We start from the raw sequence: 12,583 nt of genomic DNA, 5'->3' as shown, positions 1-12,583 counted from the left end.
CGCGCGTAGAGGGATAGGGGGCGCGGTTTACGGCTCGGTGACGGTGCGGTGGCGATGCGGAACGCGACGGCGCCCGCGACACCCGCGTGACGCCGCGGCAGCGTCGTACGCTTCAGGCATGACTGACGCTGCACAGGAGATGGGTCGGACCGGTCGCAGGATCCAGGTGGTCGACGAGCTCGCGCCGGAAGGGGCCGCGGCCGTCCTTGAGCTGATCGAACGGGCCGCGCGGACGGACGGGCAACCGGCCGTGTCCGAGCAGGGGCGGTTCCAGCTGCGGGGCGGTCGGCGCGATCAAGAAGGTGCATCGCGTGGCGATTCCGGTCGGGGCGGTGGTGGGCGACGGGAGGGCGTGCGGCATCTGCTGGTGTACGCGCCCGGCGAGAGCGGTGAGGAGCTGGTCGGGTACGGGCAGCTGGAGGACACCGACCCGGTGGAGGCGCCGGCCGCCGAGCTGGTCGTCCACCCGGGGTACCGCGGTCGCGGCCACGGCCGGGCGCTCGGCGGCGAGCTGCTCGTCCAGTCCGGGCGCCGGCTGCGGGTGTGGGCGCACGGTGGGCACCCGGCCGCCCGGCACCTGGCGCAGACCCTGGGGCTGACGATGTTCCGCGAGCTGCGGCAGATGCGGCGGTCGCTGGCGGACCTGGACCTGCCGGAGCCGGTGCTCCCCGACGGGGTGACGGTGCGGACCTTCCAGCCGGAGACCGACGACGCGGCCTGGCTGGAGGTCAACGCGGCGGCCTTCGCGCACCACCCCGAGCAGGGCTCGCTGACCCAGCGCGACCTCGACGACCGCAAGGGCGAGCCGTGGTTCGACCCCAAGGGCTTCTTCCTCGCGGAGCGGGAGGGCGCGCTGGTCGGCTTCCACTGGACGAAGGTGCACGCCGAGGAGGGCCTGGGCGAGGTGTACGTCCTCGGGGTGCAGCCGGGCGCGCAGGGCGGCGGCCTGGGCAAGGCGCTGACCGCGATCGGGCTGCGGCACCTGGCGGCGCAGGGGCTGGCGACCGCGATGCTCTACGTGGACGCGGACAACGTGGCCGCGGTGACGGTCTACGAGCGGCTGGGGTTCGTCACCCACGAGACCGACCTGATGTACCGGTCGGAGACGTGACCGGTGCGGGGCGGGGCGGGCACCCGGGCCCGCCCCGCACCCGCCGTCACGGGCGGGAGGACTCGAAGGAGTGCTCCCGCCCGGCGCGCCACTCGCGCGCCAGCATCGCGTAGACCACCTCGTCGCTCCACTCGCCGTCCAGGAACTCGTTCTCCCGCAGATGGCCCTCGCGGCGCATGCCCAGGCGCTCCAGCAGTTTCGCGGAGGCGGTGTTGCGGCCGTCCAACTCGGCCTGGACGCGGTGCAGTCCGAGCTGGTCGAAGCCCAGCTCCAGCAGGGCGCGGGCGGCCTCGGTGGCGTAGCCCCGGCCGGCGTGCTCGGGGTTGAAGACATAGCCGATGCCGCCCTGGCGGTGCCGGCGGCTGGCGTAGACGAACGTGACGTCGCCGACCAGGGTGCCGGTCTCGTGGACGACGACGGCGAGCTGGAGGAAGTCGCCGGACTCGCGCAGCGTGGTGCGGGTCGTCTTGTCGGCGACGGAGGCGCGGGAGGCGGCCTCGTCGTGCGGGCCCCAGTAGAGGTAACGGCAGACCTCGGGGCGACGCTGGTAGGCGTAGACGGCGTCGAAGTCGTCGTGGCGTACGGGGCGGAGGTCCAGGCGCTCGGTCCGCAGGGGGTAGGCGGGGGTGAACGGGAGCGGCGGCAGCGGGGGGAGCGGCGGTATGGGCGGTGTGGAAGGTCTGAGCACGCGCTCAGCGTAGGGAGCGGGGGCGGGCCGCGCAGCGGACTTTCCGGATACCGGCGGCGGTGCCGGTCCGGCTTCCGGTGCTTCGCCCGGATTGGCGGGTGTGAAGATCGCCGACGGGCGGGTGACCGGAAATCACCCCGGAGTAGTTTCCCGCTTCCCTGGCCGCCATGTTCGCGTTACCGGCCATTCAATATCGCTTGCAAGCATCACTGAATGCAGCCCGCTGTGCCGAACGTCCCGAAACCGCGGCTAGAGATCGCGATCGCGCCGTCTCCTCCTGACGCGCCTGGAAGCGCCCGAGCGCGGAAGAATAAGGACATGACCCAGCAGCGCAGCGCTCAGGCCCCGGCCCAGCCTGAGATGCCGTCCCAGGAATCGCCGAGGGTGGCAGGCTCCTCGGTGCAGCAGCCCTCGGTGCAGCCGTCGGTGGGCTCGATCGCCGCGCACCGCCCGAACGCCGTTCGTCGCGCCATCTCCGGGCTGGAGCCCGACCTGGACGCCGATCCGGATGCCTACGACGACCACGGCGTCCCGGGTGCGAACGGCGAGGAGCTGCCCAGCGGGCGCTTCCTGGACCGGGAGCGCAGCTGGCTGGCGTTCAACGAGCGGGTGCTGGAGCTGGCCGAGGACCCGGCCACCCCGCTGCTCGAACGGGCGAACTTCCTTGCGATTTTCGCCAGCAATCTGGACGAGTTCTTCATGGTCCGGGTCGCCGGCCTCAAGCGGCGGATCGCGACCGGGGTCGCCACCCGCTCCGCCTCCGGGCTCCAGCCCCGCGAGGTGCTGGAGCAGATCTGGACGCGCTCCCGGGAGCTGATGGCGCGGCACGCCGCCTGCTTCCAGCAGGACATCGCCCCGGAACTCGCTGACCAGGGCATTCACCTGATCCGCTGGCCCGATCTGACCGAGAAGGAGCAGGCCCGGCTGTTCACGCTGTTCCGGCAGCAGATCTTCCCGGTGCTCACGCCGCTGGCGGTGGACCCGGCGCACCCCTTCCCGTACATCTCCGGGCTGTCGCTGAACCTCGCCGTGGTCGTCCGCAACCCGGTCAGCGGGCATGATCACTTTGCGAGAGTGAAGGTTCCGCCGCTGCTCTCCCGCTTCCTGGAAGCCTCCCCGCAGCGCTACGTCCCCATCGAGGACGTGATCGCCGCCCACCTGGAGGAGCTGTTCCCGGGGATGGAGGTGCGGGCGCACCACATGTTCCGGGTGACCCGCAACGAGGACCTGGAGGTGGAGGAGGACGACGCCGAGAACCTCCTCCAGGCCCTGGAGAAGGAGCTGATGCGGCGGCGCTTCGGGCCGCCCGTCCGCCTGGAGGTCGAGGAGTCCATCGACCCGGCCGTGCTGGACCTGCTGGTCCAGGAGCTGAAGGTCTCCGAGTCCGAGGTCTACCCGCTGCCCGGCCCGCTCGACCTGACCGGCCTGTTCGGGATCGGGGCGCTGGACCGCCCGGAGCTGAAGTACCCCAAGTTCGTGGCGGGCACCCACCGCGACCTGGCGGAGGTGGAGTCGGCGTCCGCGCCCGACGTCTTCGCCGCGCTGCGCGCCCGCGACGTCCTGCTGCACCACCCCTACGACTCGTTCTCCACCTCCGTGCAGGCGTTCCTGGAGCAGGCCGCGGCCGACCCGAACGTGCTCGCCATCAAGCAGACCCTCTACCGCACCTCCGACCACTCCCCGATCGTGGACGCCCTGATAGACGCCGCGGAGTCCGGCAAGCAGGTGCTGGTCCTGGTCGAGATCAAGGCGCGCTTCGACGAACAGGCCAACATCAAGTGGGCCCGCAAGCTGGAGGAGTCCGGCTGCCACGTCGTCTACGGCCTGGTGGGGCTCAAGACCCACTGCAAGCTCTCCCTGGTGGTGCGCCAGGAGGGCGAGACCCTGCGCCGGTACTCCCACGTGGGGACCGGCAACTACCACCCCAAGACGGCCAGGTTGTACGAGGACCTGGGGCTGCTGACCGCGGACCCCCAGGTGGGAGCCGACCTCTCCGACCTCTTCAACCGGCTCAGCGGCTACTCCCGGCGGGAGACCTACCGCCGGCTGCTGGTGGCGCCCACCTCGCTGCGCGACGGGCTGATCCAGCGGATCAACAAGGAGGCCGCGCACCACCGGGCGGGCCGCCCCGCCTATGTCCGCATCAAGGTCAACTCGATGGTCGACGAGGCGGTCGTCGACGCCCTCTACCGGGCCTCGCAGGCCGGTGTGCCGGTCGACATCTGGGTGCGCGGCATCTGCGCGCTGCGCCCCGGGGTCGCCGGGCTGAGCGAGACCATCCGCGTCCGCAGCGTCCTCGGCCGCTTCCTGGAGCACTCCCGGGTCTTCGCCTTCGGCAACGGCGGCGAGCCCGAGGTGTGGCTGGGCAGCGCCGACATGATGCACCGCAACCTCGACCGGCGGATCGAGGCGCTGGTACGGGTCACCGACCCGGCCCACCGGGCGGCCCTCAACCGGCTGCTGGAGACCGGCACTTCGGACTCCACCTCGTCCTGGCACCTGGGCCCGGACGGCGACTGGACCCGGCACGCGGTGGACGCGGACGGCACCCCGCTGCGGAACGTACAGGAAATGCTCATCGACGCCCGGAGGCGCCGGCGTGGCCCAGCGACATGACCAGCCGGCCGGGGGGCCGTGGCCCGGTCACCTCGGTACCGGCTCGGGGAGCGGAATGGTCAGCGGAATCGGATACGAGCCCGGCCGCGCGCCGGGGGCCCGTGCGGCAGTAGTGGACGGGCCGGGGGACGGTGTGTACGGGGACGGGATGTACGGGGAGGCACTGCACGGGGCGGACGGCGGTCCGTTCGGGGCGGTGGGGGGAAACCATCGGGTGGAGGGCGGGAGCTACCGGGTGGAGGGCGGTAGCTACCCAGCCGGGGCGCCGTACGGGCCGGCCGACGGCCCGGCCCGCGGCGGCGGGGTGGAACTCGCCGGACGGACGGCCGAGGAGGTGCTGGCCGGCTATCTGCACCGGCAGGCCGCGGAGTTCCTGCGCAGCCTGCGGCTCCATCGGGAGGCCGGTCCGGACGCGGCGGGCGCGGGCGAGGCGGCCCGGCAACTGCGCCGCGCCGCCCGCCGGATCAGCGCCACGCTGCACACCTTCCGGCCGCTGACCGAGGAGATCTGGGCCGACCAACTCCGCGCCGAACTGGGCTGGTTGAGCGGCACGCTGGCCCGGGAGCAGGCGTGCACGGCGCGCCGCGACCGGCTGATGGCGGCGTTGCAGCGGCTGACCGGGCGGGGCGAGCGGATCGAGCGGGCGGCGGAGCGCGGCGGCCGGGGCGTACGGGGCGCCCGCAGCGTCCGGGAGGCCCGCCCGGCCGCGTCCACCGCCACCTCCACTGTGCCGGCTGCCGCCACCGAGCCGGACGCCGAGAGCGCGCTCGCCGCCGGTGCGGCCCGCGCCGGCGCCCTGCTCGACCGGCAGCTCACCCTCGCCCGTACGCGGGCGCACTCCGCCGCCCTCCAGGCGCTCGGCTCGTCCCGCTTCCACGCCGTCGCGGACGCGCTCGCGGTGCTGGCCTCCGAGGCGCCGCTGGCCCGCCGGGCCGGCGAGGTGTCCGCCGCGGAGGCGCTGCCGCCGCTCGCCGAGCTGGCTCACCGACGGCTCGCCGAGGCGGTCGCCACCCTGCCGCTGGCCCGCGCCGGCCACCCGTACAACGCCGACGCGCTCGCCGTCGCCCGTCACCAGGACGCGCCCTGGCACCAGGCGCGGCTGCTGGTCCGGCTGAGCCACTACGGCCAGGAGGTGGTCGCCCCGGACGCGATCGACTCCCGGCTGACCGAGTCCGGCCTGGCGCTGGAGCACCACCGGGACGCCGCCGAGGCCGCCGCCGCTGCCGCCGCCGCGGCCCGTACGCCGCGGATCGCGCCGGCCACCGCCTACGCGCTGGGCGTGCTCCACGCCGACCAGCGCCACGAGGTCGAGGCGGCCCGCTACGCCTTCGGCCGGGTGTGGCTGCCGGGCCCGTCCGTCGAGCGCACCGGCTGAAGCGGGGCGAGGGGAGCGATGGGCAGGACGGCGGGCCGCAAGGACGGCGGGGCGGCCGGCGACCGGGCGCCGGCCGGGCCGATCCGGGCGGCGGGCTGTGTGCTGTGGCGCCGCGCGCCCGGCGGCGACGGGATACAGCTGGCACTGGTGCACCGGCCCAAGTGGGGCGACTGGTCGCACCCGAAGGGCAAGCTGAAGCCGCGCGAGGACCCGCGGCGGGGCGCGCTGCGCGAGGTGCTGGAGGAGACCGGGGCGACCTGCGAGATCGGCCCGGAACTCCCCACCGTCCGCTATCTCGTCGGCGGTCGCCCCAAGGAGGTGCGCTACTGGGCGGCCGAGGCCACCGGCGGCGGGTTCATCCCCAACAAGGAGGTGGACCGGATGCTGTGGCTGCCGCCGGACGCGGCCCGCGACCTGCTCACCCGGGACCGCGACAGGGAACTGGTGGCGGCCCTGCTCAGCGCGCTGCACGCGACCGGCCGGGTGCCGGACGAGGACGGCTGAGCGACGCCACGGAATTTCTCGTTCCGCCCCTCGGCGCATACTGGAGTGATGCTGCACGGGGAAATCGAGATCAGCGCCTTCCTCAAGGCGCGCCGTGCCGCGCTCGATCCGGCCGAGGTCGGCCTGCCCGACGGGTTCGGCCGCCGCCGGGTGCGCGGGCTGCGGCGCGAGGAGGTCGCCCAGCTCGCCGGGATCAGCGTGGACTACTACACCCGGATCGAACAGGGCCGGGCGCCGGCGGTCTCCGACTCCGTCCTGGACGCCGTCGCGCGGGCGCTGCGGCTGTCGGACGGCGAGGTGGCGTATCTGCGGAACATCGCGGTGCCGCGCCGCCGGCCCGCCGAGGGGGCCGGCGACTGCTGCCCGCCGCTGCCGGCGCAGACCGTCCGCCCGGAGATCCGGCGGCTGCTGGCGGCCATGGCCCCGACCGTCGGCGCCGTGGTGCTGGGCCGCGGTCTGGACATCCTGGCCTGGAACACCACCGGCGGCCGGCTCTCCTGGGACATCGAGACACTGGCCCCCGAGCGGCGGAACACCGCGCTGCTGGTCTTCCTCGAACCGGCCTCGCGGGAGCGGTACCCGGACTGGGAGAACAAGGCCGAGGAGGTCGTCGGCAACCTGCGCGCCGAGAGCGGCCGGCACCCGGACGACCCGCGGATCTGCGAGGTGGTCCATGAACTCCTCGACCGCAGCCCGGAGTTCCGGCGGCTGTGGGCGGCGCAGGGGGTGCGCGAGTGCCTGCGCGGCACCAAGCGGGTGCGGCACCCGGCGGTTGGCGAGCTGACCGTCACCTTCGAGAGCTTCCGGCTGCCCGTGGACCCGGAGCAGGTGCTGGTGACGTACACCGCGCCGGCCGGCTCGGTCTCCGAGGACCGGTTGCGCGCGCTGGCGGCGGGCACGGCCGTCCCGGCCGGGAGCGTGCCCTAGCGTCTGTCCGGCGGATCATGGCCGGGGCCGCGGTGTCCGGTGCGGGCTCACCCCGCCGCGCCGCGCCGCGGGGCCAGCGCGTCCCACCGCACCGTGACCTCGCCCTGGCGCCGCCGGCGGGGGTCCCCGGCCAGCGGCCAGTCCGCGGCCAGCGAGGCGACGGCGGCGCGCCACCGCTGACGGGCGCCCAGCGCGCCGAGCGGGGCGGCGCTCGCCCAGGCCCGGTCGAAGTCGCGCAGGAAGGCATGCACCGGCTCGCCCGGGACATTGCGGTGGATCAGCGCCTTGGGCAGACGTTCGGCCAGGTCGGAGGGGGTGTCGAGGGAGCCGAGCCGGGTCGCGAAGGTGACCGTGCGGGGGCCCTCGGGACCCAGCGCGACCCAGACGTGGCGCCGCCCTATCTCGTCGCAGGTGCCCTCCACCAGCAGCCCGCCGGGCGCCAGCCGGGCGCACAGCCGCGCCCAGACGGCGGCGACCTCGTCCTCGTCGTACTGGCGCAGCACGTTCGCGGCCCGGATGAGGACCGGGGCGCGGCCGGGCCCGCCGGGCAGCGGCACCTCGAAGCCGCCGTGGACGAAGTCCAGCCCGGCGCGGGCGTACGGCAGGGCGGCGGTGACCCGGGCCGGGTCTATCTCGATGCCGACGACCTGGGCGTCCGGCCGCACCGTGCGCAGCCGCCCGAGCAGCTCCAGCGCGGTCCACGGGGCGGCGCCGTAGCCGAGGTCGACAGCCACCGGGTCGGCGGCGCGGCGCAGCTCCGCGCCGTGCTCGGCGGCGATCCAGCGGTCCATGCGGCGCAGCCGGTTGGGGTTGGTGGTGCCGCGGGTGGCGTTTCCGACCGGCCGGGACGGCGCGGGGGCCGGGGCGGCGGCGGTGCGGGAGGCGGAAACGGGGGAGCGGCGGGCCATGCATCGAGGGTATGGGGTCCCGGCGGGAGGGCCGGTCGGGAGCCCTGACCTGGGCCGCTCTGCGGGGCGCGGGCATGCTTTGGCAGAGTACGAAGGGAAGTACACGGACCACCACGAACAAATTTCGAAGACGTCGGGCCGGACGGAAATGGATGGCGGTCCGGTGTTGTTGGAGGGGGGCGGAGGCGCGCCGCCCGCCTCGCCTAGGAGGTAGCTCGCAGTGAGCCAATACGTGTCCAGGCTCCGCAGCCGGCATGGGGGTCCCCCCGGGCCGTCCAGGCAGTTCGCGGGGCCGTCGCGGCTGCGCCTGCCCGGAGCCCGCCGCCCCCGCCGGGTGGCGATGCTCAGCGTGCACACCTCCCCGCTCCACCAGCCCGGCACCGGCGACGCCGGCGGGATGAACGTCTACATCGTCGAGCTGGCCCGCAAGCTCGCCGCGCTCGGCATCGAGGTGGAGATCTTCACCCGGGCCACCACCGCGGCCCTGCCGCCCTCCGTCGAGCTGGTCCCCGGCGTGCTGGTCCGGCACGTCGCCGCGGGCCCGTACGAGGGGCTGGCCAAGGAGGAGCTGCCGGCCCAGCTGTGCGCCTTCACCCACGGCGTGATGCAGGCGTGGGCCGGCCACCGCCCCGGTTACTACGACCTGGTGCACTCCCACTACTGGCTCTCCGGCCACGTCGGCTGGCTCGCCGCGGACCGCTGGCGGGTCCCCCTGGTGCACGCCATGCACACCATGGCCAAGGTCAAGAACGCCGCGCTGGCCGACGGCGACACCCCCGAGCCGGCCGCCCGGGTGATCGGCGAGACCCAGATCGTCGGGGCCGCCGACCGCCTGATAGCCAACACCGCCGAGGAGGCGGACGAGCTGGTCCGGCACTACGACGCCGACCCCGGCAAGGTCGCGGTGGTCCACCCCGGCGTCAACCTCGACCGCTTCCGGCCGCTGACGGACGGCGGCGCGGGCGACGTCGCGGCCAGCCGGGCCGCCGCCCGGGCCCGCCTGGGGCTGCCGCAGGACGCGGTCATCCCGCTCTTCGCCGGCCGGATACAGCCGCTGAAGGCCCCCGACATCCTGCTGCGCGCCACCGCCGCGCTGGTCGACGGGGACCCGTCGCTGCGCTCCCGGCTGGTCGTCCCGGTGGTCGGCGGGCCCAGCGGCAGCGGCCTGGCCAAGCCCGAGGGCCTGCAGAAGCTGGCCGCCCGGCTGGGCATCGCCGATCTGGTCCGGTTCCACCCGCCGGTCGGCCAGGAGCAGCTCGCCGACTGGTACCGCGCCGCGTCCGTGCTGGTCATGCCCTCGTACAGCGAATCGTTCGGGCTGGTGGCGATCGAGGCCCAGGCGTGCGGCACCCCGGTCGTCGCGGCGGCGGTCGGCGGGCTGCCGGTGGCCGTGCGGGACGGCGTCAGCGGCTTCCTGGTCGCCGGCCACGACCCGGCCGACTACGCCCGCGCGCTGCGCCGCTTCGTCGACGACGCCTCGCTGGCCGCCCGGATGGGCGGCGCCGCGGCCCGGCACGCCCAGTCCTTCGGCTGGGACACCGCCGCCGGGGCGACCGCGGATGTCTACACCGCCGCGATGCAGGAGCGCCGCCGTCACCTACGATCACTGCATGGGTGAGGAACGGCGGCCCGCCGAGGGCGAGCGGCAGGCGACGGACGCCGGTGCGGTCATCGAGCGCACCCTGAAGGACGCGGATCTCGACTGGGAGTCGCCGGCCGCCGGCAACTACGTCGTCAAGCTGCCCGGCACCCGCAAGCTGTCCACGACCTGCTCGCTGGTCGTCGGCCGCCACTCGCTCTCCATCAACGCCTTCGTCGTCCGCCGGCCGGACGAGAACCACGAGGCGGTCCACCGCTGGCTGCTCGAACGCAACACCCGCCTCTACGGCGTCAGTTACGCGATCGACAAGCTCGGCGACATCTACCTCGTCGGCAAGCTCCCGCTGGTCGCCGTCACCCCCGCCGAGCTGGACCGGATCCTCGGCACCGTCCTGGAGAACGCCGACGGCAGCTTCAACACCCTGCTGGAGATGGGCTTCGCCTCGGCGATCCGCAAGGAGTACGCCTGGCGGGTGGCGCGCGGCGAGTCCACCCGCAACCTGGCCGCCTTCGAGCGGCTGACGCGGGGCGACGGGCAGGAGTAGCCGCGCGGCGGTGGTGGCTCACGGTACGAACCGCACCTCCGGGTGGCGCGCCGACGGCCCGTCCAGCAGGTTCCCCCGGTCACGGCCGCGCAGCCAACGGTCGAAGAACGCGGTGACGTAGGCCCGCTCGGCGGCGACCGCGCGCTCCGGCCGGGCCGTCCCGATCATCTCCGTGACGTCCTTGCGGGACAGCCCCAACTGCCGGGCGATCTGAGGGACCAGCGCCTCGGCGTCGGTGAAGGAGGCGTGCCGGCCGCCCCGCAGCGTCAGGTCCCGCAGCCAGGTCCCGCGCGCCGCGCTGTGCCGCCACACCGCGTCCCAGGACGCGACCGAGTGGTGGTCGTCCCCGGCCATGCCCATCAGCAGCAGCGGCCGGTCCACCCCGTCCCGCCCCACGGTGGACGGATGCGACGGGTCGTCGTCGCGCTGGGTGTAGCCCATCACCCCGTCCATGTTCACCGCGGCCCTGATCCGCCGGTCGTCGTGCATCGTTTGCGCGGCGGTGAAGCCGCCCGCCGACTGCCCGAACATCCCCACCGCGGTCAGGTCCAGCGCGCCGCGCAGCGCGGGCGGCAGCACCGCGTCCCGCCCCGTCAGGGCCAGCGTGTCGAGGACGAACCGGGTGTCGGCGACCCGCACCGCGCTGACCTTCTCCAGCAGCTCGGTGATCCGCCCGGTTCGCTGCGCCTTCGCCAGCTCCGCCCGCATCACGCTGTGCGCCACCCGGCCGTCCGGGAACTGCACGGCGGGCGCCTCGTAGGTGTGGTCGACGGTCACCACGGCATAGCCGCGGGAGGCCAGTTCGTCGCAGAGCGTGCTGCCGAGGGCGCGCGGGTCGCCGGCGCCGGGGGAGTAGAGGACCACCGGCAGCCGGCGCCCGGCCGGCCGGGCCACCGGTGCGCCCTGGTGCGCGTGGGTGAGGGTGGCGCCCCAGGCCACCTTTCCCGCCGGGACGTGGTCGGCGAAGGTGTTCAGCCCGTCGAACCCGACCGCCTCGGCCCGCGTCATCTGCGGCGCCCGCGGGAACCGCCCGGCGTCCCGGGTGGCCGGGTAGCGCACGCTCACCATCAGCTCCCGGTGCCGCTGCCCCGCGACCCAGGGATCCGAGCGGTGACGGTCCGTCAGGTGAAGGGCGGTGGTGCCGACGGGATACCGCCCGGTGGGCGCCGGGAGCGTCAGTGCCGGCGCGCCGGCCGACGCCCGCGCGGCCCCCGCCCCGCTCGCCCTCCCCGGTTCCGCCCCCGGCGCCCCGGCCGCCGCCGCGACCGCCACCGCGATCGCCGTCAGCGCCCCGATACCCGCGGCCCCCCGCCGCACCCTGCTGCCCATCGCCGCTCCCCGTGGCTCGGTCCTCGGGCGCGGTGTGCGCCCGACGCGCGGCTCGCCGCCCGTACGCAGCAGAATTCCCGGTCGGCCCGCCCCGATCGACCGTGCCGGCACCCGTCTTCGGGGTGTGGCCACCACGAAGAGCCGCGCCCGCCGCGAGGTCCGGCGGGCATCGCGGTCACCTCGCCCGGCCGCCCAGCGGCGCCCGCCGGGGCAGGACCGTGCGGTGGGCGATCCGCCATCCCCCGGGCGTGCGCACCACCACGTCCTCGTAGGTCACGCTGCTGCAGCTGCCGTCCGCGCCGACCCCCAACCCCTTGGAGCGCACCCGGACCTGATCGTCCGTCACCGGTGTGACGACGATGTTGGTGACGTGATGACCGACCGGGTTGCGCTCCGCCAGCGCGAGCGCCGCGGCCAGGATCTGTGCCGGGCCGTGCAGCACGCCCTGCCCGAACACCGTCACGTCGTACCGGACGTCCGGTGTGAACAGCTCGTCCAGCCGGTGGAGTTCACCGTCGTCGAAGAGGTGCCCGTGCAGGGCGAGCAGCTCGGTGACGGCCGCGCGGTCCTCCGGGGTGAACGCCGCCGCGGTCATCGCCGGCCCCGCGTCCCGCGGGCGGCGCCCGCCGCCTCGGGGAGTTCGCGCCGGACCAGCGCCCGGGCCGGCGGCTCGCCGGTGGCGTCCGCGTACGCCCGCCGCTCGCGGACCTCGCGGAGCGTGCGCGGGCGGTAGCCGGGCCCCTCGCCGCAGCAGCCCGTGGTGTGGAAGCGGACCCCCGCGGTCAGCAGGACGTCGAGCACCCGCCAGCCCTCGGCGTCGCGGCGCGGCGGCGCGGCGAACGCCGACCCCACGTGGATCAACTGCCGCGCGCACCGCGGACAGTGCCGCGGACGGCCGGCCGCGCGGGCCTCGGGGGGCGGCTGTTTGTAGGAGGCCCGGCAGGGCAGGCACACGAAGGACGACTTCCGAGGCGGCATGCG

Annotated in this window: 12 protein-coding genes; 7 read left to right on the top strand and 5 right to left on the bottom strand. The window is 75.0% G+C overall.

Annotated elements, in window-relative coordinates; all coding sequences use genetic code 11:
• The first annotated feature begins 139 nt into the window (after window positions 1-139).
• Window positions 140-1,111, top strand: coding sequence for a mycothiol synthase (gene mshD / locus MOV08_RS18325; protein WP_107080325.1), 972 nt, complete (start codon window positions 140-142; stop codon window positions 1,109-1,111).
• A gap of 46 nt (window positions 1,112-1,157) precedes the next feature.
• On the opposite strand, the gene MOV08_RS18320 is transcribed toward mshD, so the two are convergent.
• Window positions 1,158-1,799, bottom strand: a complete 642-nt coding sequence (locus MOV08_RS18320; protein WP_275308138.1) for a GNAT family N-acetyltransferase — start codon at window positions 1,797-1,799, stop codon at window positions 1,158-1,160.
• Between the two features lie 318 nt (window positions 1,800-2,117).
• Between MOV08_RS18320 and MOV08_RS18315 the strand changes: the two genes are divergently transcribed.
• The 4 genes from MOV08_RS18315 to MOV08_RS18300 are packed head-to-tail and all read left to right on the top strand — an operon-like array spanning window position 2,118 to window position 7,221.
• Window positions 2,118-4,415 carry an RNA degradosome polyphosphate kinase gene (locus MOV08_RS18315; RefSeq protein ID WP_275308137.1) on the top strand — a complete coding sequence of 766 codons (2,298 nt, stop codon included), beginning with the start codon at window positions 2,118-2,120 and terminating at the stop codon, window positions 4,413-4,415.
• Between the two features lie 55 nt (window positions 4,416-4,470).
• Window positions 4,471-5,790 carry a CHAD domain-containing protein gene (locus MOV08_RS18310; protein WP_275308135.1) on the top strand — a complete coding sequence of 440 codons (1,320 nt, stop codon included), beginning with the start codon at window positions 4,471-4,473 and terminating at the stop codon, window positions 5,788-5,790.
• An 18-nt stretch (window positions 5,791-5,808) separates the two neighbouring features.
• A complete protein-coding gene (locus MOV08_RS18305; RefSeq protein ID WP_078875798.1) occupies window positions 5,809-6,294 on the top strand; it encodes an NUDIX hydrolase in 486 nt (161 codons plus the stop codon).
• Window positions 6,295-6,342: 48 nt separating this feature from the next.
• Window positions 6,343-7,221, top strand: coding sequence for a helix-turn-helix transcriptional regulator (locus MOV08_RS18300; protein WP_275308134.1), 879 nt, complete (start codon window positions 6,343-6,345; stop codon window positions 7,219-7,221).
• Between the two features lie 47 nt (window positions 7,222-7,268).
• On the opposite strand, the gene MOV08_RS18295 is transcribed toward MOV08_RS18300, so the two are convergent.
• A complete protein-coding gene (locus MOV08_RS18295; protein ID WP_039633927.1) occupies window positions 7,269-8,129 on the bottom strand; it encodes a class I SAM-dependent methyltransferase in 861 nt (286 codons plus the stop codon).
• Window positions 8,130-8,349: 220 nt separating this feature from the next.
• On the opposite strand from MOV08_RS18295, the gene mshA reads away from it, so the two are divergent.
• Entirely contained in the window at window positions 8,350-9,747 is a 1,398-nt protein-coding gene (mshA, locus tag MOV08_RS18290) for a D-inositol-3-phosphate glycosyltransferase (RefSeq protein WP_039633925.1), read from the top strand.
• Window positions 9,740-10,273 (top strand): type III secretion system chaperone family protein, encoded by a 534-nt coding sequence (locus tag MOV08_RS18285; RefSeq protein ID WP_039633923.1) that lies wholly within the window; start codon window positions 9,740-9,742, stop codon window positions 10,271-10,273. Before mshA ends, MOV08_RS18285 begins: the two co-directional genes overlap by 8 nt.
• An 18-nt stretch (window positions 10,274-10,291) precedes the next feature.
• Here MOV08_RS18285 and MOV08_RS18280 read toward each other — a convergent pair whose 3' ends face one another.
• The 3 genes from MOV08_RS18280 to MOV08_RS18270 form a co-directional block, all read right to left on the bottom strand.
• Complete coding sequence (locus MOV08_RS18280) at window positions 10,292-11,602, bottom strand: alpha/beta hydrolase family protein (RefSeq protein ID WP_275308132.1); 1,311 nt, start codon at window positions 11,600-11,602, stop codon at window positions 10,292-10,294.
• 175 nt (window positions 11,603-11,777) lie between these two features.
• Window positions 11,778-12,197 (bottom strand): nuclear transport factor 2 family protein, encoded by a 420-nt coding sequence (locus MOV08_RS18275; protein WP_039633919.1) that lies wholly within the window; start codon window positions 12,195-12,197, stop codon window positions 11,778-11,780.
• Window positions 12,194-12,580 (bottom strand): hypothetical protein, encoded by a 387-nt coding sequence (locus tag MOV08_RS18270; protein ID WP_039633917.1) that lies wholly within the window; start codon window positions 12,578-12,580, stop codon window positions 12,194-12,196. Before MOV08_RS18270 ends, MOV08_RS18275 begins: the two co-directional genes overlap by 4 nt.
• Between the last annotated feature and the right edge of the window lie 3 nt (window positions 12,581-12,583).

It is taken from the genome of Streptomyces yunnanensis, from assembly GCF_029011865.1.
GTDB lineage: Bacteria > Actinomycetota > Actinomycetes > Streptomycetales > Streptomycetaceae > Streptomyces > Streptomyces yunnanensis.
The sequence above is the reverse complement of the archived record's forward strand: the minus strand, read 5'-3'. Positions and strand labels throughout refer to the sequence as shown.